Source organism: Plantibacter sp. Leaf1 (genome assembly GCF_001421315.1).
GTDB lineage: Bacteria > Actinomycetota > Actinomycetes > Actinomycetales > Microbacteriaceae > Plantibacter.
In genome coordinates this window covers 107741-129915 of sequence record NZ_LMJX01000002.1, presented here as the reverse complement: position 1 = coordinate 129915, position 22175 = coordinate 107741, and the positions used below count along the sequence as shown (strand labels likewise).

Below are 22175 nucleotides of genomic sequence, written 5' to 3'. Positions count from 1 at the left end.
TGTCACGCTTTCTGAAAGGACTGGGTCACCGGCTGCGCGATCGCTGCACCGATGGTTGGAGCGCCTCATCGATGAGGGCGACGACGCGGGCCGTTCCGTCGGAGACGCCCACGCTCTTGGACTGGGCCGCCAGGTCGTCGACCCGGTGCCGATCGTTCAACAGTGGGACGAGGTGCTCACGCACCCAGGTCGGCACGAACTGCGCGTCATCTACCATAACCGCTCCACCGGCGCGCACGACGTCGGCCGCGTTGAAGCGTTGCTCCCCGTTCCCCACGGGGTACGGCACGTACACGGCCGGGAGCCCGACGGCACACAGCTCACTCACGGTCGCGCTTCCCGCCCGCGAGACGGCGAAGTCGGCTGCGGCGATGGCGAGGTCCATGCGGGAGCAGTACTCGAGCAGGTGGTAATGCTCGACACCGGGATCCTGGATCTCGCTCTTCGCGCCGGTGATGTGCAGGACCTGCCAGCCGGCGCCGACGACGTCCTCCGCGCTCTCGCTCATGGTCGCGTTGAGGCGTCTCGCCCCGAGCGACCCACCGGTGACCAGCAGCAGCGGACGATCGGCGTCGAGCCCGAACTCAGCGATCGCCGACGGCCGCAGCGCGTCGCGGTCGAGATCCTCGATCTCGCGCCGCAACGGCATGCCGACGAACCGGGCGTGGCGGATCGGCGTCCGGTGGAACGCCACGCCCACGAACGGGGTGTACCGCGCGCCCAGTCGGTTCGCAAGACCCGGCCGCGCATTGGCCTCGTGGATGACCAGGGGGACGCCGGCCCGCTTCGCCGCGGTGTACGCCGGCGCAGCCGCGTAGCCACCGAACCCGATGACGACATCGACGTCGTGGTCACGGATCATCGCGACCACATCGGCGACCGCGCGCCGCAGCCGTCCGGGGAACCGCAGCGCGTCGAGGTTCGGGCGCCTGGGGAACGGCAGTTTGGGGATCGTGAGCAGCTCGTAACCGCGCTCCGGGACGAGTCTGGCCTCGAGCCCTTCCGCGGTGCCCACGACGAGGATGGTCGCCTCGGGATCCCTGGCTCGGAGTCCGTCGGCGACGGCGAGCAACGGGTTCACGTGCCCGGCCGTGCCGCCACCGGCGAGGAGGTAGGTGGTCATCGGGCGACTCCGGAGGATTGGGTGCGTCTGACAGCTGGGCGCCGGGGCTGCGGTGGCCCCGTCCGGCCGCGTTCTCGGGCGAAGGACAGGATGATCCCGATCGCGACGAGGGTCGTCAGCAGAGCGGTGCCACCCGAGGAGAGCAACGGTAACGGCACGCCGAGGACCGGGAGGACGCCGAGGACGACACCGATGTTGACGAGCGCCTGGCCGATGATCCACGCCATGACCGCGCCGGTGGTGATCCGCACGAACGAGTCGTCGCTCGATCGGATGACCCGGATGAACATGACCGCGAGGAAGACGAAGAGGCCGAGCACGAGGACGGCACCGATGAGCCCCAGCTCCTCACCGATGGCGGCGAAGATGAAGTCGTTCGAGATCGCCGGCAACCAGCCGTACTTGGCCCGGGAGTTGCCGAGACCGACGCCCCAGAGCCCGCCGTTCGCCAAGGCCCACGTGCCGTGGGTCGACTGCCAGTCGGCGTTCTCGTAGTCGCCCTTGCCGTCGCCGAAGAACGCCATGATGCGCTGCATGCGGTTCGCGCTCGTGATCGCCATGATGAGGAACAGCACCGCGCCGGCGACCACCGGGATCGCGATGTACCGGAGTCGGACACCGGCGAAGTACAGCGCGGAGAACACGATCAGGGCCATGATGACGACGGTTCCGAGGTCGCCACCGAGCAGGACGAGACCGATCGAGAGGCCGGCGAACGGGATGACGGGGATCAGGGCGTGCTTCCACTCGAGCAATCGGGGCTGCTTGATCGTGAGGACCAGTCCGAGCCACACGACGAGGGCGAGTTTGACCGCCTCGGAGGGCTGCGCCGTGAAGCCGCCGATCTCGATCCAGTTGCGGTTCCCGCCGATCTCGTAGCCGAGCGGGGTGAACACGAGCAGCTGGAGACCCATCGCGACGACGAGGAAGATCCACGCCCACTTCTTCCAGAACCTGGCCGGGAAGCGGCTGACGATGAGCATCAGCGGGACGCCGATCATCGCGAAGGTCGCCTGTCGCCAGAAGAGGCCGAAGTAGCCGTCTCCCGCCTCGTACGATTCGACGGACGAGGAGGACAGCACCATGACGAGTCCGAGTCCGACGAGGAACAGGGTCACCCCGAGGAGGAGGAAGTAGTTCTTGGACTCCGGTCGGAGCACCTTGCCGAGCGAGATGCGTGCACTCGACATGCCTCTCGGCGACGCTTCCGGACCTGCACCGCTCAGCGCGTCGGTCGACCGTCCGGACGCCGATGCGGACCGCGAGCGGCGCGGGTCAGCGCGAGGCGGATCGATCATCCGCCTCACCTCCCAGCTCTGCTTCGACGGCGGCCTGGAACAGGCGACCACGGTGGCCGTAGTCCGAGAACTGGTCCATCGAGGCGGCGGCAGGAGCGAGGAGGACGGTGTCCCCCGCCTGCGCGACCTCGGCAGCCCGGCGAACGGCCTCCGGCATCACGGACTCAGTCTCCGCTTCGTCGACCTCGATGACGGTCAGCGTCGGCGCGTGTCGCGCGAATGCGTCGAGGACCTCCGAACGGTCGGCCCCGATCACGACCGCAGCGCGGAGGTGATCCGCATGCCGCTCGACGAGCCGATCGATCGACACCCCCTTGAGGAGGCCTCCGACGATCCAGACCACGGAACGGTAGGCGGCCAGCGAGGCGTCCGCAGCGTGCGGGTTGGTCGCCTTCGAGTCGTCGACCCAGTCGACCTCGAGGCTGCGGGCGACGAGCTGGATCCGGTGGGCGTCGAGACCGAACGACAGCAGGGTGTCGCGCACCGCTTCGAGCGGGATGCCCGCCGCCCGGGCGAGCGCCGCTGCGGCGAGGATGTTCGCGACGATGTGCGGAGCAGCGAGCCCCCGCTGTGCGAGCGCCTCAACCGTGGTGATCTCGAGGGCGCTCGTCCGGCGGTCGTCGAGGAACGCGCGGTCGACGAGGATGCCGTCGACCACACCGAAGTCGCTCGGCCCTGGGACGTCGAGGCCGAACCCGACGGCACGGGCCCCCTCGGTCACCTCCGCGTCCTCGACCATGGACATCGTCGCGACGTCTGCGCGGTTGTACACGCAGGCGACCTTGGTGTTCTCGTAGACGACGGCCTTCGCCGCACGGTAGGCCTCGGCCGAGCCGTGCCAGTCGAGATGGTCGTCGGCGACGTTCAGGCAGACGCTCGCAAGCGGCGTCACGATGCTCCGCCCGCCCTGCAAGCCCAGCGTGTGCAGCTGGTAGCTCGACAGTTCGACGACGAAGAAGTCGAACCCCTGCGGGTCGCGGACCGCATCGAGGACCGGGACACCGATGTTGCCGCAGGGTGCGGCCCGGAACCCGGCCTCCACGAGCATCGACGCCGTGAGCTGGACGGTCGTGGTCTTGCCGTTCGTGCCGGTGACGCAGATCCACTCGGCGGGTGTGCCCACCTTGTCGCGGACGCGCCAGGCGAGTTCGATGTCGCCCCACACGGGGACGCCCGTCTCCTGGGCCCAGAGCACCACCGGGTGGTCGGGGTGGAATCCCGGGGACACGACGACCAGCTCCGGGCCGAACTCCACGAGTTCGGCCGGCACGCTCGTGAGGTCACGCTGGACCAGCCGGGCACCGATCACCCCGACGAGCTCCGCCCGTTCGTCGGCGGCCTCACCCGCGAGGACGAGGACCTCCGATCCGAGTTCGGTCAGGGTGTCCGCCACCGAGAAGCCGGTCATGCCGAGGCCGAGGACCGCGACCCGCAGGCCGCGCCAGTCGGCGTGCCAACTGTGCAGATCGTCGAGGCGGTCGGCGCTCATCGGCTCAGCCACTCGAGGTAGAAGGAACCGACACCGGCCGCGACGAGGAGCCCGCCGATGATCCAGAAGCGCACGACGACCGTGACCTCTGCCCAGCCTTTGAGCTCGAAGTGGTGGTGGATGGGGCTCATGAGGAAGATGCGTTTGCCGCGGGTCGCCTTGAAGTAGACGCGTTGCACGATGACCGAACCGGCCTCGATGACGAAGAGTCCGCCGACGAGCACGAGGAGCAGCTCGGTCTTGCTGAGGATGGCGAGGGCCGCGAGAGCTCCGCCGAGGGCGAGCGAGCCGCTGTCGCCCATGAAGATCTGCGCCGGCGAAGTGTTCCACCAGAGGAATCCGATGAGTGCACCGACGATCGCCGCCGCCACCACGGCCAGGTCCAGGGGGTCTCGCACGTCGTAGCACTTGTAGGCCACGTCCGATGCGAGCGAAGAGCTGAAGCAGGACTGGTTGAACTGCCAGAACCCGATGATGATGTACGAGCCGATCGCGAGGATGGAGGCGCCGGTCGCGAGGCCGTCGAGGCCGTCGGTGACGTTCACGCCGTTCGAGGTGGCCGCCACGATCACCGAGGTCCAGAGGATGTACAGCAGGACACCGATGACCGGGATGCCGATCGCCATGAAGTTGATCGGGATGTCGCGGATCACCGAGATGTTCGTCGAGGCCGGGGTGAACCCCTCGGTGTTCGGGAAGTTGATCGCGAGCACGGCGAAGACCGTGGCCACGATCAGCTGTCCGGCGACCTTCGCCCACCCGCCGAGACCGAGGCTCTGCTTCTTGCGGACCTTGAGGAAGTCGTCGATGAAGCCGACGATGCCGAGGCCCACCATCATCAACAGCACGAGCAGCGCGGAGACACCGACCTGCTCCTGGAAGATCAGGTAGCTCGCGAAGAACCCGACGAGGGTGCCCACGATGATGATGACCCCACCCATGGTGGCGGTACCGCGCTTGGTGTGATGGCTCTGCGGCCCGTCGTCGCGGATGAACTGACCCCAGGCGAGCTTGCGGAACGCCTTGATGAAGAGCGGTGTCAGGAAGAGGGAGAACGCGAGCGAGATCGCTCCAGCGGCCAAGAGGACTCTCATGTGTACAGCTCCCCCAGTCGATCCCCCAAGAACCGGAGCCCGGCCGCATTGGAGGATTTCACGAGCACGGTGTCGCCGGCGGCGATCTCGGTGCTCAGATAGTCGAACGCCTCGTCCGCGGTCGGGAAGTACACCGACTCCCCGTCCCAGGAACCCTCGTTGATGGCGGTGATGTGCATCCGCCGGGCTTCCGGTCCGACGACGACGAGGCGGCCGATGCCGAGACGCACGACCTGCAGGCCGATGCGATCGTGCTCCTCCCCTGCCCAGTCGCCCAGTTCACTCATGGCGCCGAGGACGGCGATCGTCCGACCGCGCTCCGCCCCGATCTGTGCCAGGGTCCTGATGGCGGCCGACATCGAGTCGGGGCTCGCGTTGTACGCGTCGTTGATGACGGAGACGCCGTCGCGTCCGCCGAGGGGTTCCATGCGCCAGCGCTCCGCCCGGCTCACGCTCTCGAGCGCGTCGACGACGACGTCGATCGGGACACCGAGTTCGTATGCCGCCGCTGCCGCGGCGAGGGCGTTCATGACGTGGTGTTCGCCGAGCACCTTGAAGCTGACCGGTGCCGACGAACCGTCGGGGAGGTGCAGGGTGAAGGCGGTCCCCGAAGCCGTCGCGACGACATCGGTCGCCCGCACCGCAGCCCGGTCGTCGAGACCGAACCAGAGCACACGCGCCGGGGTCGCATCGGCCATACCGGCGACGCGGGCGTCGTCGAGGTTGAGGATGGCGACGTCCTCCGGGAGCAGATCGGAGACCATCTCGGTCTTGGCCGTGACGGTCGCCTCGATCCCGCCGAACTCGCCGGCGTGGGCGAGGCCGACCTTCAGGACGACACCGATGTCGGGCTTCGCCATGCGGATGAGTCTGGCGATCTCGCCGATGCCGCTGGCACCCATCTCGGCGACGAGGAACCTCGTCGAGTCCGCGACCCGGAGCATGGTGATCGGCGCGCCGACCTCGTTGTTGAACGAGGCCTTCGGGCTGACGGTCTCGCCGACCCGCTCCAGGACGGCGGCGAGCAGGTTCTTGGTGGTGGTCTTGCCGTTGGACCCGGTGATGCCCACGATCCGGAGCCCGCCCCGCGAGCGGACCCGACGGATGACCTCGGTGGCGAGGGCACCGAGTGCGGTGACGGAGTCCTCGACGAGGATCTGCGGAGCGGCCACCGGCAGTTCCCGCTCGACGATCAGCAGCGCGGCGCCGTTCGCGACGGCGGCATCGGCGAACAGGTGTCCGTCGGTCTCCTCGCCCGGCTTCGCGACGAAGATGTCGCCGGGCGTGATGAGCCGGGAGTCGGTGTCGGCGACGCCGGAGACGACCAGGTCGCCGTGGGCGGCACCGGCGAGCAGCCGACCGTTCGTGGCCGCCGCGATCTCGGTGAGCGTCAGGTCGATCATCAGAGCCACCCGGCCTCACGCAGTGCCTCGCGCGAATCGTCGCGGGCGGAGTACGGGATCTTCACACCGGCGACCTCGTGATAGTCCTCGTGCCCTGGGCCGGCGTAGAGGATCGTGTCGCCCGACCCGGCCAGTGCGAGCGCGGCGCGGAACGCGGTCGCCGGGTCGGCCACCTCGAGCAGCTCGCCGTCGGGGGAAGCCTCCCGGGCTGCCTCCAGGAGCACCCGCCGGATGGCCGCCGGGTCCTCGCTCCGCGGATGGAAGTCGGTGATGACCACGACATCGGCCCCGCGGGCTGCGATGGCACCCATGTCGCGACGCTTGGTGGTGTCGCGGTCGCCATCGGCGCCGAACACCATGATCACGCGTCCTGGCGTGACCGCTCGGATCGCCGCGAGCGTGTTGAGGAAGGCGTCCGGGCTGTGCCCGTAGTCGATGTAGACGACCGGCCCACGATCGCCGCTGATGCGCTCGGCCCGGCCGGGGATGTAGGCGTCGATGCCGCCGTCGCGCTCGAGCGCTCCCGCGATCATGTCGAACTCCACACCGGACTCCACGAGCATGACGATCGCGAGGGCCGCGTTCGCGGCCATGAACCATCCGAGGAGCGGCACGCTCGTCACGAGGGTGCGGTCCTCCGGGCCGTCCAGTCGGAACGTGGTCGAACCGGCGGCCTCCTCGAGGATCGTCATCCGCCAGTCGGCGTCGACCTCGGGACGTGCCGTCAACGTGGTCACGGGGATGCGGCTCTGTTCGACGAGCCGTCCTCCCCACTCCGAGTCGATGGTGACGACGCCACGGCGCGCGCGGTCGGGTTCGAAGAGTTCGCGCTTGGCGGCGAAGTACTCGTCGAAGTCCCCGTAATCGTCGAAGTGGTCGTGACTGAGGTTGGTGAAGCCGACGACGTCGAAGACGATCCCGTCGACACGGTGCCTCGTCAACGCCTGGGCCGAGACCTCGATGGCGACGGCGCGCACCTCGGACTCACGCATCCGCGCGAGCAGGGCGTGCAGTTCGCTGGCCTCCGGCGTGGTCAAGGAGCTGGTGACCGCGAGGTCGCCGATGCGCCGTTCCGCCGTGGAGCTCAGCCCCGAGACGATCCCGAGCTGCGCGAGCATGCCGCTCAGGAGGTACACCACGCTCGTCTTGCCGTTGGTGCCCGTGACGCCGAACAGCGTCGGCGGTTCCTCCGCCGTGCGGTACACCCAGGCGGCGAGGTGCCCGAGCGCTGCACGAGGCTCCGGCACGACGATGATCGGCAGCCCTGCCGCCGTGGCCAGGTCGAGGCCGTCGGCATCGGTGAGGACGGCGACCGCCCCGCGTTCCGCAGCCTGTGTGGCGTACGCGGCTCCGTGGGTGCGGACACCCGGCATGCCGATGTAGAGGTCACCCGGTTCCACCGAGCCGGAGCTGAGGCTGACGCCGCTGATCTCCACACCGTCGGAGGAACCGTGGAGGTCGAGGTCGAATTCGGTCACCAGCTGCGAGAGCGCCCGTCGCTGGGGATGCTCCGGTCTGAGACTGATCGGGCCCTGATTGTTCACGCTGAGCCCATCCTTCATGAGGTCGTTCAAAAGTCGAGCGGCAGATTCGGTGCCGGCTCCGTTGAGGGCTGCACTCCCCTGCTCTTCAGCACTTGGGTGGTCACGTCCCGGAAGATGGGAGCGACCGCAGCCGATGAATTCATCTTAACCGGGTCCGCCAGGTTCACCGAAACGACGAACTGCGGCGCCTCGGCGGGCGCGAATCCCGCCATCGACACGAGGTAGCTCGAGCTGTACCCGCCGTCGCCGTCGGGCTGCTGCGCCGTTCCGGTCTTCATCGCGACCCGGTACCCGGGCACGTCGACGTTCTCCGCGACCCAGCTCTGCTGGTCGACCATCTCGAGCATCTCACTGACCTGCTTGGCCGCATCCGGGGAGACCACCTGCGTCCCCTTGGCATCCGGGACGTCCGTCATGGTGCCGTCGGCGTTCCGGCAGCCCTCGACGAGCTGCACGGGCATGCGCACGCCGCCGTTGGCGATCGTCTGGTACAGGCTGGCGCCTTGGACGGCGGTCGTCGAGAACCCCTGTCCGAACATGGTCGCATAGTCCGTCTGGTTGTCCCAGTCAGCGGGGTCGGCCATGAGGCCGCCGGACTCGCTGGGGAATCCGACCTCGGTCTTCTGCAGCTGACCGAACTTCTGGAAGTAGGCGTAGCGGGTGTCGGCGCTCATCTTCTCGCCGAACTGCGAGATACCCGTGTTGGACGACTGCACCATGACTCCGGAGAGGGTCAGCCGCATGTCCTGGTGGAACTCGCTGTCGTTGATGTCCGCACCGTTCGAGGGCTTGTAGCGGAAGGGCGCGATGACCTGCGAGTTGGGACTCGCGACGCCCTGGTCGATCAGGGCTGCGGCCGTCAGCGACTTGTACGTCGATCCGGGCTCGAAGGGCGCGGCGAACGCGCGTGATCCGCGGTCCTCGGCGGGCGTCGCACTCACGTTGCCGGGATCGACGGACGGGTACTCGGCGACGGCGAGCAGCTTGCCCGTCTTCACCTCCATGACGGTGACGATGCCCCAGCTCGCGCCGACGGCCTCAGCCTGCGCCGCCAACGACTGCTGCGAGAACCACTGGATGTCCTTGTCGATCGTCAGGACGACGTCGCCGCCGTCCTTCGCGGGCTTCGTCACCGTGGTACCGGGCAACGGCAGGCCGCCACTGCCCTTCTCGTAGGTCGTGCGACCGTTCGCTCCGGCGAGACAGGAGTCCTCCATGAGTTCGACGCCCGCCTGCGGCTCCCCCTCTTCTCCGACGAACCCGACGACGTTGCCGGCGACGGCACCGTTGGGGTAGACGCGATAGGGGTCCTCGGTGAACGTGGTCCACGGGATCTCCAGCGCCTTGAGCGCACGCAGCTGATCGAGGTCGAGCTTCTTGGCGATGAGCGCGTAGAGCGAGTCCTTGTCGGCCGCGAGGGCGTCGGTGATGAGCGCCAGGACCTCCGGGCCGGGCTTGCCGATGATGGTGCCGATCTCGTTCGTGGCCTGCTCGAGCGTGATCGTCTGCTCGGCACCGTCGACCTCGCGCTCGAACGGACCGGCGTCCTTCGGCGACGCCGCCATGCTGTACCGCATGACCGCCTCGGCGAGGACGGAACCGTCGGAGGCGAGGATGCTGCCGCGCGTGGCGAGGATCGTGTCGCCGGTCTCGGTCTTCTCGAGGGACTCGGCACTCAGAGCACTCGCCCGGACCACCTGGATGTCGACCAGCCGGAGCACGAAGAGGGTCATCACGATGGACACCGCGACGATGGTGAACGCCAGACGGCGCCGTGTGGTCTTCGTGTGCCTCACCATGATGTCGTCGCCGCGTCCTCTCCTGGCATCGCCCCGCATACGGGCGAGCCGTCCCGCACCGTGAACAGTCCGGTCATCGCGTGGTGGGCGACGGCAACCCGTCCTGCAACGGTACGGGCGGGGTGGTCGCTTCCTGGCCCGACGCGCCGTCGGCTGCGGGCACGTTCTGGCCGCTCACGGGCGGGATCGTCGCCGTCTGCGCGTTCGGCACGAGGGCGGCGTTGAAGATCGGGCTCTTGGCGGCCGACGCGGGCGTCGGGGTACCGAGCACGGCTCCGTCCGAGAGTCGGAGGTAGGTCGGGAGGGAGTTGCCGACCATGCCGAGCGCCTGCGCGTTGACCGCGAGGTACTGGGGCGACGCGAGGCGGTCGAGGTCTTCGGCCAGTGCGGCCGAGGTGCGGCCGAGTTCGACCTGCTGCCCCTCGAGCTGCTGGATCTGGTAGGCACCCTGGCTCAGTCCGACACTCAGGAGGAGCTGACCGGCGACGATCGCCACGACGGCGCCGACGACGACGACCGCGTACATCGGCCGAGGGCGCAACGTTGGGCGCGCGCTCGGCACGACGGCACGGAGAGGCCGACGTTCAGGCGCGACGCGGGTCGGCTGCGGCCGGGCTCGTCCGAGCCGTTCCGGTGCGAGATCGAGTGCTGCGGTCGCTCCGCTCATGCTGGCCTCCTCAGCCGTTCGGCCGCGCGGAGTCGCACGGGTTTCGCTCTGGGGTTCTCGTCGATCTCGGCGTCGGTGGCGAGTTCCGCGCCCTTGACGAGGAGCTTCAGCTCAGCGCTGTGTTCGGGGAGTTCGACCGGCAGTCCGGCCGGCGTGGTCGACTTCGCCCGCGCCTGGAGCTCGCGTTTGACGATCCGGTCCTCCAACGACTGGTAGGACAGGAAGACGATCCGACCGCCGACCCGCAACAGGTCGAGCGCCCGCGGCACCGCGGACTCGAGGACTGACAGCTCCGCGTTGACCTCGATCCGCAGTGCCTGGAAGACACGCTTGGCCGGGTGTCCGGTGCGGCGCGCGGCGGCAGGCGTGGCTCGGTCGATGAGCTCGACGAGTTGGCCGGAGCTCGTGAGCGGACTGCGCTGACGTTCCTCGACGATGCGTCGTGCATACCGCTGAGCGAGCTTCTCGTCGCCGTACTCCCAGAAGATCTTCCGGAGCGCGACCTCGTCGTACGTCGCGAGGATCGTTTCGGCGGTCAACTCGCTCGACGCGTCCATCCGCATGTCGAGTGGAGCGTCCTGCGAATACGAGAACCCGCGCTCGGTTCGGTCGAGCTGCAGGGAGGAGACGCCGAGGTCGAAGAGGATGCCGTCGACCTCGGGGAAGCCGAGCTCCTCGCTCGCCTCGTCGATGTCGTCGTAGACGGCCTTGACGAACCTGGCGCGGGTGCCGAACCTGGCGAGCCGCTCCTGGGCGATGTCGAGTGCGTCGAGGTCGCGGTCGAGGCCGATGAGTGTCAACTGCGGGAACCGCTCGAGCATGGCCTCGGCGTGACCGGCCATGCCGAGCGTGGCGTCGATGAGGACCGCGCCCTCATGGGACACGGCGGGAGCGAGCAGCTCGATGCAGCGCTCGAGGAGGACTGGGGTGTGGATGTCGTTGATGGCCATATGCGTCGTCCGGACGGTCCCTGTCCCCTGATCCCCATCCGTTCCGACCTGGCACCGGGGAAGTGTGTCAGGGCGGGATCCGACCTGGCACCGGGGAAGTGTGTCAGGGCGTGACGGCTGGGAGTCAGGGGGCAGGGCACTAGAAGAGTCCGGGGATCACCTCCTCGGCGGTCTCGGAGAAGACGCTCTCCTGTTCGGCGAGGTAGGACTCCCATGCCTCGGCATCCCAGATCTCCGCGCGGCTTCCGGCTCCGATGACGACGAGGTCGCGACTGAGCCCGGCGTACTGACGGAGGTTCGAGGGGATGGTCACGCGGTGCTGCTTGTCGGGCGTCTCGGCGCTGGCTCCGGAGAGGAACACGCGGAGGTAGTCACGCGCCTGCTTGCTGGTGACCGGGGCCTGCCGGATCTTCTCGTGGAGGGCTTCGAACTCCCGAGTGCTGAAGACGTAGATGCAGTGCTCCTGGCCCCTGGTCATGACGACCCCGCCGGAGAGTTCCTCGCGGAACTTCGCCGGCAGGATGATGCGGCCTTTTTCGTCGAGTTTGGGGGCGTGACTACCGAGGAACATACGCCCCCGCCCCCAATCGTTTCGGCCAACATCTTGGTTGGGCTCCACTTTACTCCACTTTGCACCACCACCGCAGCATATCGGGGTGTTTTGCCTCGCTTAGCACGCAAAAAACCCCGTGAAGACTGGGCTTCACGGGGTGGAGGGAAATGGAGGGTTCAGGGTGAGTCGGGAGCACTGCTGCGCCGCGTTAACGACGAAACGGGGCCGATCCGAAGATCGACCCCGTTCTGGGTCGTGGTGCGGCGGAGCCGCGAGGGAGGGAAGTGGAGTCGCGTGGACGCGAGCGGAGGACCGCCGTCCGGCGGACCGCCGGGGTCTTGCTACCGCTCGTCGCCGGACTGCCGCTTGTCCCAGCGGTCGTTGAAGCGGTCCATGAGCCGTGACGACTTCTGGCCGCTGGCGGGCGCGGTCTGGCGAGGGCTCGGCTGTTCGAGCGGTGCGCGGGTCGGCTTCGTCGCCACCAGCACGCCGGTCAGCATGATCGCGAATCCGAGCAGGCCGACGAGAGGCTGCTGGATCACGACTCCGAGCACGAGGCCGATCGCCCCGACCACCGCGATGAGGGAGCCGAGCGCGATTCCGCGGTAACTCGGCTTGCCTGCGCCAGCGCTGACCTTGGAGACGAATTCGGCATCGCTGCGGTAGAGGTGGCGTTCCATCTCATCGAGGAGCCGTTGCTCCTGCTCAGAAAGTGGCATCTGATTCCCCTCAAGGTCACACGACGCGACGTTGTTGATCGAGTCTAGTCACCGAAGCATGACTAGGCTAGGTGCGTGATCGAAAGCAATGAACTCGCCACCCTGGTGGGCCGCGGGCTCTCCGACTTTCTCTCCTCGCGAAGCTCCATTGTCGCGCAGATCGGCCCGGAGCTCTCCCCGTTCCTCGACTTCTCCCGGGAATTTCTCAGCGGTGGGAAGCGGTTCCGAGCACAGTTCTGCTTCCGCGGCTGGCAGGCCGTCTCGACCGGCCGGCACGCAGGCGGTCAGGGCGGTATCGACACCGTCGTCGCGGCCTGCGGAGCCCTCGAACTCTTCCATGCGGCGGCGCTCGTCCACGACGACATCATCGACAACTCCGACACCCGCCGCGGCGGCCCGTCCGCGCACGTCTCCTTCGCCGAGCTGCACCGTCGCAGCCGGTGGGACGGCGACCCCGCCACCTTCGGCACCGGCGCGGCCACGCTCCTCGGCGATCTGCTGCTGGGGTGGAGCGACGAACTGCTCGACGACGGCCTCGACCTCCTCGACGACCGACGCGCCGCGCGCTCCGCGCGTGCCGAGTTCAACCGCATGCGGACCGAGGTCACGGCGGGGCAGTACCTCGACATCCTCGAGGAGCGCGCGTGGCGCGACGCCGCGGACGACGAGCAGCGCCGTCGGGCCGAGCGGGTCCTGATCTACAAGTCCGCCAAGTACAGCATCGAGTCGCCGCTCGCCCTCGGCGCCCTCCTCGGCGGCGGGAGCGAACAGCAACTCGCGTCCTTGCGCGCCTACGGCCTCCCGCTCGGCATCGCCTTCCAGCTCCGCGACGACCTGCTCGGCGTCTACGGCGACCCGGCCGTGACCGGTAAACCGAGCGGCGACGATCTCCGCGAGGGGAAGCGGACCATCCTCATCGCCCTCACGCGGGAGGCGCTGCAGCCGGGAGCCCGGACCATCCTCGACGAGATGCTCGGCGACCCGGAGCTGGACGACGACCAGATCGGTCTGCTCCAGGCGACGATCCGCGACAGCGGCGCCGTCGATCAGGTGGAGAAGCTCATCCAGGACCACGTCGCGCGTGCACTCTCAGCGCTGGGCGAAGCCCCCATCAACGACGACGCTCGAGCCCACTTGCGCGGCCTCGCCGTCTCGGTCGCCCGCCGCGAGACCTGAGCCGCGCCGGACCGTCGGCGGTCATGCCGGCGATCCTCAGGGGCTGTCAGGCGAGCGCCTGGGCGACGCGACGGACCTCGGAACGGCGGCCAGCGCGCAGTGCCTCGATCGGCGATGTCCCGATGGCGTCGTCGTCCTCGAGCATCCAGACCATCGCAGCCTCGTCGTCGAACCCGTTGTCGGACAACAGGGTCAGGGTGCCGCGGAGGTTGTGGACCGGTCCGCCGTCCGAGATGAACGACGACGGCACCTGCAGGACGCCGTCGCGACGCACGGCCAGGAGGTCGCGTTCCTCGAGGTACTGACGGATGCGTCGGATCGGCAACCCGAGTTCGGTCGCCAGGTCGGGAAGGGTGAACCACACGAGTTCGGTATTCTGCTCAGTCACGCAGAGCAGTCTGCCACGAGCACGGCCCGCTCGGCACCGTTCGCATCGACGTCCGGCCGGGTGCTCCGGCCGCGCCGTGGATCGCGTTCGGGTAACGATCACCCCGCCTCCGCTCCATCCCGGGGTGTTGACAGCTCTTCGTGGTCGTCGTTCCATACACTCGACTGGTGAGTAGCAATCAGCAGACCGATCCGATGATCGGGCGTCTCCTCGACGGGAGATATCAGGTGCGCTCACGAATCGCCCGGGGCGGCATGGCCACGGTCTATCTGGCCACCGACCTGCGTCTGGAACGACGTGTCGCGATCAAGGTCATGCACGGCCACCTGTCCGACGACACGACGTTCAAGAACCGCTTCATCCAGGAGGCACGCTCGGCGGCCCGCCTGGCGAACCCCCACGTCGTGAGCGTGTTCGACCAGGGCCAGGACTCCGACATGGCCTATCTCGTCATGGAGCACCTGCCGGGCATCACCCTCCGCGACCTCATCCGCGACAACGGCACTCTCACCCCGCGTCAGGCGGCCGACATCCTCGACGCCGTGCTGTCGGGTCTCGCGGCAGCGCACCGCGCCGGCATCGTGCACCGTGACGTCAAGCCGGAGAACGTCCTCCTGGCCGACGACGGACGCATCAAGATCGGCGACTTCGGGCTCGCGAGGGCTGCGAGTGCGAACACGGCGACCGGCCAGGCGCTCCTCGGGACGATCGCCTACCTCTCCCCCGAACTCGTCACCCGCGGACAGGCCGACGCCCGGAGCGACATCTACGCCCTCGGCATCATGCTCTACGAGATGCTCACCGGTGAGCAGCCCTACAAGGGCGAGCAGCCGATGCAGATCGCGTACCAGCACGCGAACGAGTCGGTGCCCGCTCCGAGTGCGAAGAATCCCGTGGTCCCGAAGGAGCTCGACGACCTCGTCTTCTGGGCGACCGAACGCGAACCGGACGATCGCCCGTCGAACGCCGGCGAGATGCTCGAGCGGCTGCGGTCCATCGAGTCGAACCTCGGGTTCACCTCCGTCGCCACGGGCGCACAGCCGACCATCGTCATGCCCGCGTCGTACTCGAGCGAGCACGCCGACGACGTCACCCAGGTGATCGGGCGCGGGACGAAGCCACAGCAGGTCCCCGTGCGTGCGGACGCGACGGACGGACCCGGCAAGCTCGCCGTGAAGGCTCGCAAGCGCAGCCGGGTGGGTGTCGCCCTGTTCACGATCGTGCTCATGCTCGCGGCACTCGCGGGCGGCACCGGTTGGTACTTCGGGCAGGGCCCAGGTTCGCTCGTGGAGGTCCCCGGGGTCACGGAGCTCAACTACGACCAAGCGGCGTCGAAGCTCACGGAGCTCGGATTCGTCCCGGCCCAGGGCGCGACCTACAGTCTCACCGTCCCCGCCGGAACCGTCGCCGGCAGCGACCCGCCGGCCGGTTCGAAGATCGACAAGGGTGCGACCGTGACCGTGCTGGTCTCGCAGGGCCCGCAGCCCGTCGACATCCCGGTGCTCGCCGGCTTGACCCAGTCCGACGCCGAGCAGCAGCTTCAAGCGCTGGGCGTCTCGGTCTCAGGTGTCAACCAGCAGTTCGACCTGAGTATCGCGAAGGACATCGTCCTGGCCGCGTCCGACACGACCTCAGGGGCCGACTACGGCCAGGGTGGGCCGTCGTTCCAAGGGTCCTCGGTCACGCTGCTCGTCTCCGCCGGCCAGGTGCCGTCGGTCTCCGGCATGACGCCCGACCAGGCGCGCGACGCCCTCGAGGCGGTCGGGCTCGGGGTCGGCACCTCCGAGGAGGCGTTCGACGACACCATCCCGTCCGGACAGGTCATCGGCATCCAGGCGAAGACCGACGCTGACGGCAATGAGACGGCGTTCATCCCAGGCGACGACGTCACCCTCATCGTCTCGAAGGGTGTCGAGCTCGTCGCGATCCCGGACACCACCGGTCAGACGATCAACCAGGCCATCAAGACCCTGCAGGACGCGGGGTTCGCCGTCGGCGACATCGCGGTGAACGAGTCGTTCAGGGACCTCTTCAAGGTGAAGAAGACGGACCCGCCCGCAGGCAAGTCGGTGAAGAAGGGCTCGACCGTGAACATCACGGACTTCGGTCTCTAGTCGTCTCCATGAGCTGTGCTGCGACGGCCCCAACGGCGCGTCACACGACGAAGCGCCCATGCCCGGTCTCCCCGGCATGGGCGCTTCGTCGATCGTGACTACTTCGCGGCGGCGAGCTCCTCGGCCACGAGGAAGGCGAGCTCGAGCGACTGCATGTGGTTCAGGCGTGGGTCGCAGAGGGACTCGTAGCGGGTCGCGAGGGTCGCCTCGTCGATCTGCTCCGAGCCACCCAGGCACTCCGTCACGTCATCGCCGGTGAGCTCGACGTGGATGCCACCGGGGTGGGTCCCCGCGGCGCGGTGTGCCTCGAAGAAGCCCTTGACCTCGTCGACCACGTCGTCGAAACGACGGGTCTTGTAGCCGGTCGGCGTCGTGAGTCCGTTGCCGTGCATCGGATCGGTCACCCACAACGGCGTCGCGTCGGCACCCTTGATCGCCTCGAGCAACGGCGGGAGGGCGTCGCGGATCTTGCCCGCGCCCATGCGCGTGATGAACGTGAGGCGTCCCGGCTCGCGCTCGGGGTCGAGCTTGTCGATGAGTCGGAGCATGTCGTCGGCCGAGGTGGTCGGGCCGAGCTTCACGCCGATCGGGTTGCGGACGCGGGAGAGGAAGTCGACGTGCGCCCCGTCGAGCTCGCGCGTGCGCTCGCCGATCCACACGAAGTGCGCCGAGGTGTTGTACGGCGTCCCCGTCCGGGAGTCGATGCGCGTCATCGGACGCTCGTAGTCCATGAGCAGCGCCTCGTGGCTGGAGTAGAACTCGACGCCGCGCAGCTGATCGAAGTCGGCACCCGCCGCCTCCATGAACTTGATCGCGCGATCGATGTCGCGGGCGAGTCCCTCGTAGCGGTGGTTCACCGGGTTGGCTGCGAAGCCCTTGTTCCAGCTGTGCACCTCGCGGAGATCGGCGAACCCGCCCTGCGTGAACGCACGGATGAGGTTCAGCGTGGAGGCCGAGGTGTGGTACCCCTTCACGAGGCGTGCAGGGTCTGCGGTCCGCGACTCCGGCGTGAAGTCGTAGCCGTTGACGATGTCGCCGCGGTAGGCGGGCAGGGTGACGTCGCCCCGCGTCTCGGAGTCGTTCGAACGCGGCTTGGCGAACTGACCGGCCATCCGGCCCATCTTGACGACGGGCATGGACGCACCGTACGTCAGGACGACGGCCATCTGGAGGACCGTCTTCACCCGGTTGCGGATCTGCTCGGCCGTTGCGCCCGCGAAGGTCTCGGCGCAGTCGCCGCCCTGCAGCAGGAACGCGTTCCCACTCGCCGCGCGGGCCAGCCGGTCGCGCAGGATGTCGACCTCGCCGGCGAAGACGAGCGGCGGGAGCGTGGCGAGTTCGGCCGATGCACGGGCCACTGCCGCCTGGTCCGGCCACGACGGCTGCTGCTTGATCGGCAGCTCACGCCAATAGTCCAGTCCGGCGATCACCGAGGGTTCGGCCATGACGACTGGTTCTGTAGCGTGGGACACGGATTTCCTGTCTCTCTTCGACCGGACGCGCTCCGGAGCTCGCCCGGACGGGGGAACGGGCCGCGATCGCGGCCCGGTTTTTCAGCTTAGCGTCACGCCGACGCGGCGCGCTCCTTGACGCTCGTCGCGTAGACGTCGCGATAGTCCTGACCGGAGAGCTTGCGGAGCTCGACCATCAGTTCGTCCGTCACGCTCCGGAGGATGAAGCGGTCACCCTCCATCCCCGCGAACCGCGAGAAGTCGAGCGGTTTCCCGATGACGATGCCGATCCGGCGGATGCGCGGCAGCTTCGTCCCGATCGGCATGACCTTCTCCGTGTCGATCATCGCGATGGGGACGATCGGCACGCCGGCCTCGAGCACCATGCGGGCGACCCCGGTGCGTCCGCGGTACATGGTGCCGTCGGGGCTGCGGGTGCCCTCCGGATAGATCCCGAGGAGGTTGCCGCCACCGAGGACGGCCAAACCGGTGTTGAGCGACGCCTCGGAGGCCTTGCCGCCCGAGCGGTCGATCGGAAGCTGCCCGGTACCCAGCATGAAGGTCTTCGTCGCCCAGCCACCGAACCCCTTCCCGCGGAAGTACTCGCTCTTGGCCAGGAAGGAGATGCGTCGGTCGACGCACAGCGGCAGGATGACCGAGTCGATGAAGGACAGGTGGTTGCTGGCGATGATCGCGCCACCATGCTCCGGGATGTTCTCGGCACCGATCACCCAGGGACGGAAGATCGTCTTCAGGATCGGGCCGGCGACCAGGTACTTCATGAACCAGTAGAACATCGTGCTCCTCTGTCTCCCCGCAGCCGTCAGCCGACGACGAGGGCGCTCCTGGCGAGATCCCCGGCGCCGATGACACCGGCGTCGTTCACGAGCTCGGCGATGCTGAAGCTCGGCTCCGGGTGGAATCCGCGCGCCGGCAGGTGGGCCAGGAACGCTTCACGCACGGGATCGAGCAGGAGGTCTCCGGCCTGAGCGACGCCGCCACCGATGACGAACACGTTCGGGTCGAGGATGGCAGACATGCTCGCGAGGGCCTGGCCCAGCAGGCCGGCGAGTTCGCGGAGGCACCGGAGGGCCCCGGGGTCGCCGGCCTCCAGCAGCGCGGAGACGTGGTGGCCGTTCAAGATGCCTCCTGCGGCGGCGCGTGCTCGCGCGAGGGCGGCCCCGTCGCCGCCCGCGTCCGCGGCCCCGTTGGCGAGCCGCAACAGCGCGTTCCCCGAGCAGTACTGCTCGACGCAGCCGCGAGCACCGCAGCCGCAGGGCAGCCCGTCGGGGATGAGCCGCATGTGACCGAGTTCAGCGCCGCTGCCGAAGCCGCCCGTGAGCAACCGGTCGTCGAGGACGATCGCCCCACCGACGCCCGTGCCGATCGTGACCATGACCATGCTGCGCTCGTCGCGACCGGCGCCGAAGCGGAACTCGGCCCAGCCCGCGGCGTTCGCGTCGTTCTCGATCGTGACGATCTTGTCCGGCAGGCGGGCCGCGAGTCGCGCCTGCAGCGGCTCGTTCCGCCAGGCGATGTTCGGTGAGTAGTAGACGGTCGAGCGGGTGGCGTCGAAGAAGCCGGGGGCTGCGACGCCCACGCTCCTGATGCTGCCGTCGTCCAGCGAACGGACCATGGCGACGACGTCCTCGATGATGGCGTCGGGATCGGCGGCCTGCGTCGGCGTGCGCCCGGCCGCGAGGATCCGGCCCTCGTCGTCGACGACACCGCCCGCGATCTTCGTCCCGCCGATGTCGATGCCGATCGCGTTGGCCATAACGATGCCGTCTCCCTGTCCTGTGTCGCCGACGTCGCTGCCATACGCAGCCCGTCGGCTCGAGCGTCGGTCCTCCGCACGCCGCAGTCGAGTCTACTGAGCCGCTGCGCGCCACAGAAACCGCGTGAATACCGGTGCCCTAGGATGGAGCCACATCTTGCCGACCTGGTACCGAAGGAGTTGCCGTGGAACAGTTCGACGTCCCTGCAGTCGTCGCAGCAGACCCATCCGCCAATGCGACCGATCTGCTCGTGAAGCGGTTGGCTGCTGCACCGAACGCCGCACTGTTCGCCGTGCCTCGTGGTTCGGAGTGGGTGGATGTGACCACCGCCGAGTTCCACGCACAGGTCGTCGCGCTCGCGAAGGGCTTCGTCGCTGCCGGCATCGAGCCCGGGAGCAAGATCGGGCTCATGTGCAAGACCCGGTACGAGTGGACACTCATCGACTTCGCCGCCTGGTTCGCCGGCGCACTCCTCGTCCCCATCTATGAGACGAGCTCGCCGAGCCAGGTGCAGTGGATCCTGAGCGACTCCGGTGCGACGAGTGTCCTGGTCGAGACCCCCGACCAGTTCGCGCGGTTCGACGAGGTCCACGGTGACCTCCCCGAGGTGACGCGCGTGTGGCAGATCGACCTCGGCGACCTCGACAAGCTCTCCGCCGCCGGTGTCGACGTCCCCGACGCCGAGATCGAACGCCGTCGCAACCTCGCGGTGGGCTCGGACATGGCGACACTCATCTACACCTCGGGGTCGACCGGTCGGCCGAAGGGGTGCGTACTCACCCACTCGAACTTCGTCGAACTGTCCCGGAACTCCGCGGTCGCGCTCAAGGACGTGGTGTCCGCTCCCGGCGCCTCGACCCTCCTGTTCATCACCACCGCCCACATCTTCGCGCGGTTCATCGCCGTGCTGTGCGTGCACTCCGGGGTGAAGACGGGGCACCAGCCCGACACCAAGCAGCTCCTCCCCTCCCTCGGCACCTTCAAGCCCACGTTCCTGCTCGCCGTGCCCCGCGTGTTCGAGAAGGTCTACAACTCCTCGGAGCAGAAGGCCGAAGCCGGCGGGAAGGGCAAGATCTTCCGCGCGGCCGCCGAGACGGGCATCGCCTACTCGAAGGCGCTCGAGTCAGGGACGGTCCCCCTCGGTCTGAAGCTCAAGTTCCGCGTCCTCGACCGCCTGGTGCTGTCGAAGATCCGCACGGCGATGGGTGGCCGCGTCCGTTACGCGGTCTCCGGGAGCGCTCCCCTCGGCCCACGACTCGGTCACTTCTTCCACGCGCTCGGTATCGTGATCCTCGAGGGCTACGGGCTGACCGAGACCACGGCACCGGCCACCGTCAACCTCGCGCAGAAGTCGAAGATCGGCACCGTCGGCCCCGCACTGCCCGGAGTCTCCCTGCGCATCGCCGACGACGGCGAGGTCGAGGTCCGCGGCGTCAACGTCTTCAAGGAGTACTGGAAGAACCCTGAGGCGACGGCCGAGGCCTTCGACGACGGTTGGTTCCGCACCGGCGACATCGGATCGTTCGACACCGACGGCTTCCTCACCATCACGGGCCGCAAGAAGGAGATCATCGTCACCGCGGGCGGGAAGAACGTGGCCCCGGCCGCGCTCGAGGACCCGATCCGCGCGACGCCGGTCGTCGGCCAGGTGGTGGTCGTCGGCGACCAGAAGCCGTTCATCAGCGCGCTCATCACCCTCGACACCGAGATGCTGCCCTCCTGGCTCGCCAACAACGGGCAGGACGCGTCGATGAGCCCTCAGGACGCGGCACGGAACCCCGCCGTCCTCGCCGCCGTCCAGCGCGCCATCGACGAGGCGAACACGAAGGTGTCCCGCGCGGAGTCGATCCGCAAGTTCGTCATCCTCGACGACGAGCTCACGGAGGCGAGCGGTCACCTCACGCCGAAGCTCAGCATCAAGCGCAACGTGATCCTCAAGGACTTCGCGGAGACGATCGAGGGCATGTACCTCGGAGCGGGCTCCCCCGAGACCCAGGGGATGTCCTTGAAGTGATCCGTCTGCGGGCTCGGCGACCGGACCTCCGTTCGCCGGGCCCGCAGTACTGCGCCTCGTGCGTCTCGCAGGGCGCCTAGAACCAGTCGCTCTCGCGGACCTGCCGCATCGCCTCGCGCCGGTGTTCCTTCGACAGGCGGTCGAGGTAGAGCATCCCGTCGAGGTGGTCGGTCTCGTGCTGCAACGCCTGAGCGAGCAAGCCCTCGCCCTCCACGACCAGCTCCTCGCCGTCCAGGTCCACACCGACCGCACGCGCGTACGGATGGCGCGGTGTCGGGAACCAGAGTCCTGGAACCGAGAGGCATCCCTCGCCGATCTCCTCGGGTTCACCGCGGACCTCGACGAGCCTCGGGTTGATGAGATACCCGATCACGCCGTCGACGTTGTAGCTGAACACCCGCAGACCGACGCCGATCTGGGTCGCGGCGACGCCGGCCCGACCCGGGAGCTCGACGCTGTCGACGAGGTCGCGCACCAGACTCCGGATGTCGTCGTCGATCGCGCCGACCTCGGTCGTCTGGGCCTTCAGGACCGGGTCACCGAAGAGTCTGATGGGGCGTGTCGTCACGGGTGGGGTCCTTCCGGGCCGATGGCGGTGGTGGTGGCAGCGGAGAC

The 22175-nt window shown here is 68.4% G+C and carries 19 protein-coding genes; 3 read left to right on the top strand and 16 right to left on the bottom strand.

Annotation, left to right across the window (positions count from 1 at the left end):
• Nucleotides 1-25: 25 nt before the first annotated feature.
• The 11 genes from ASE44_RS02870 to ASE44_RS02820 all read right to left on the bottom strand — a co-directional run bounded on the left by ASE44_RS02870 (nt 26) and on the right by ASE44_RS02820 (nt 12639).
• Nucleotides 26-1123 (bottom strand): glycosyltransferase, encoded by a 1098-nt coding sequence (locus ASE44_RS02870; RefSeq protein ID WP_056777322.1) that lies wholly within the window; start codon nt 1121-1123, stop codon nt 26-28.
• Complete coding sequence (ftsW, locus tag ASE44_RS02865; protein WP_082455734.1) at nt 1120-2421, bottom strand: putative lipid II flippase FtsW; 1302 nt, start codon at nt 2419-2421, stop codon at nt 1120-1122. Before ftsW ends, ASE44_RS02870 begins: the two co-directional genes overlap by 4 nt.
• Nucleotides 2399-3910, bottom strand: a complete 1512-nt coding sequence (murD, locus tag ASE44_RS02860) for a UDP-N-acetylmuramoyl-L-alanine--D-glutamate ligase (protein ID WP_056777319.1) — start codon at nt 3908-3910, stop codon at nt 2399-2401. The genes ftsW and murD overlap by 23 nt, the downstream gene beginning before the upstream one ends.
• Nucleotides 3907-5004 carry a phospho-N-acetylmuramoyl-pentapeptide-transferase gene (mraY, locus tag ASE44_RS02855; RefSeq protein WP_056777316.1) on the bottom strand — a complete coding sequence of 366 codons (1098 nt, stop codon included), beginning with the start codon at nt 5002-5004 and terminating at the stop codon, nt 3907-3909. Before mraY ends, murD begins: the two co-directional genes overlap by 4 nt.
• Nucleotides 5001-6407: a UDP-N-acetylmuramoyl-tripeptide--D-alanyl-D-alanine ligase gene (gene murF / locus ASE44_RS02850; RefSeq protein WP_056780796.1), complete on the bottom strand. Its 1407-nt coding sequence runs from the start codon at nt 6405-6407 to the stop codon at nt 5001-5003. The genes mraY and murF overlap by 4 nt, the downstream gene beginning before the upstream one ends.
• On the bottom strand, nt 6407-7951 hold the full coding sequence (locus ASE44_RS02845; protein WP_235522531.1) for a Mur ligase family protein: 1545 nt from the start codon (nt 7949-7951) through the stop codon (nt 6407-6409). Before ASE44_RS02845 ends, murF begins: the two co-directional genes overlap by 1 nt.
• 26 nt (nt 7952-7977) lie before the next feature.
• Nucleotides 7978-9747, bottom strand: coding sequence for a penicillin-binding protein 2 (locus ASE44_RS02840; RefSeq protein ID WP_235522530.1), 1770 nt, complete (start codon nt 9745-9747; stop codon nt 7978-7980).
• Nucleotides 9748-9823: 76 nt separating this feature from the next.
• Complete coding sequence (locus ASE44_RS02835; RefSeq protein WP_056005419.1) at nt 9824-10417, bottom strand: hypothetical protein; 594 nt, start codon at nt 10415-10417, stop codon at nt 9824-9826.
• Nucleotides 10414-11367: a 16S rRNA (cytosine(1402)-N(4))-methyltransferase RsmH gene (gene rsmH, locus ASE44_RS02830; RefSeq protein ID WP_056005416.1), complete on the bottom strand. Its 954-nt coding sequence runs from the start codon at nt 11365-11367 to the stop codon at nt 10414-10416. Before rsmH ends, ASE44_RS02835 begins: the two co-directional genes overlap by 4 nt.
• Nucleotides 11368-11506: 139 nt before the next feature.
• Nucleotides 11507-11938 carry a division/cell wall cluster transcriptional repressor MraZ gene (gene mraZ, locus ASE44_RS02825; RefSeq protein WP_056005413.1) on the bottom strand — a complete coding sequence of 144 codons (432 nt, stop codon included), beginning with the start codon at nt 11936-11938 and terminating at the stop codon, nt 11507-11509.
• A 323-nt stretch (nt 11939-12261) separates the two neighbouring features.
• On the bottom strand, nt 12262-12639 hold the full coding sequence (locus tag ASE44_RS02820; RefSeq protein WP_056777309.1) for a DUF3040 domain-containing protein: 378 nt from the start codon (nt 12637-12639) through the stop codon (nt 12262-12264).
• 75 nt (nt 12640-12714) lie between these two features.
• On the opposite strand from ASE44_RS02820, the gene ASE44_RS02815 reads away from it, so the two are divergent.
• Complete coding sequence (locus ASE44_RS02815) at nt 12715-13815, top strand: polyprenyl synthetase family protein (RefSeq protein ID WP_056005408.1); 1101 nt, start codon at nt 12715-12717, stop codon at nt 13813-13815.
• Between the two features lie 46 nt (nt 13816-13861).
• Here ASE44_RS02815 and ASE44_RS02810 read toward each other — a convergent pair whose 3' ends face one another.
• A complete protein-coding gene (locus ASE44_RS02810) occupies nt 13862-14203 on the bottom strand; it encodes an Rv2175c family DNA-binding protein (RefSeq protein WP_056005405.1) in 342 nt (113 codons plus the stop codon).
• Between the two features lie 167 nt (nt 14204-14370).
• On the opposite strand from ASE44_RS02810, the gene pknB reads away from it, so the two are divergent.
• A complete protein-coding gene (pknB, locus tag ASE44_RS02805; RefSeq protein WP_056777307.1) occupies nt 14371-16317 on the top strand; it encodes a Stk1 family PASTA domain-containing Ser/Thr kinase in 1947 nt (648 codons plus the stop codon).
• A gap of 98 nt (nt 16318-16415) precedes the next feature.
• On the opposite strand, the gene ASE44_RS02800 is transcribed toward pknB, so the two are convergent.
• The 3 genes from ASE44_RS02800 to ASE44_RS02790 all read right to left on the bottom strand — a co-directional run bounded on the left by ASE44_RS02800 (nt 16416) and on the right by ASE44_RS02790 (nt 19545).
• Nucleotides 16416-17762, bottom strand: coding sequence for a class II 3-deoxy-7-phosphoheptulonate synthase (locus ASE44_RS02800; protein WP_056005400.1), 1347 nt, complete (start codon nt 17760-17762; stop codon nt 16416-16418).
• 119 nt (nt 17763-17881) lie between these two features.
• A complete protein-coding gene (locus ASE44_RS02795; protein ID WP_056005397.1) occupies nt 17882-18565 on the bottom strand; it encodes a 1-acyl-sn-glycerol-3-phosphate acyltransferase in 684 nt (227 codons plus the stop codon).
• A 26-nt stretch (nt 18566-18591) separates the two neighbouring features.
• The gene (locus tag ASE44_RS02790) at nt 18592-19545 is read right to left on the bottom strand and encodes an ROK family protein (protein ID WP_056777304.1); all 954 of its coding nucleotides are present in this window, start codon (nt 19543-19545) and stop codon (nt 18592-18594) included.
• 185 nt (nt 19546-19730) lie between these two features.
• On the opposite strand from ASE44_RS02790, the gene ASE44_RS02785 reads away from it, so the two are divergent.
• Nucleotides 19731-21560: a long-chain fatty acid--CoA ligase gene (locus ASE44_RS02785; RefSeq protein ID WP_056777301.1), complete on the top strand. Its 1830-nt coding sequence runs from the start codon at nt 19731-19733 to the stop codon at nt 21558-21560.
• A 76-nt stretch (nt 21561-21636) separates the two neighbouring features.
• Here the strand turns inward: ASE44_RS02785 and ASE44_RS02780 are convergent, their stop codons facing one another.
• Nucleotides 21637-22128 (bottom strand): peptide deformylase, encoded by a 492-nt coding sequence (locus ASE44_RS02780; RefSeq protein ID WP_056005388.1) that lies wholly within the window; start codon nt 22126-22128, stop codon nt 21637-21639.
• Between the last annotated feature and the right edge of the window lie 47 nt (nt 22129-22175).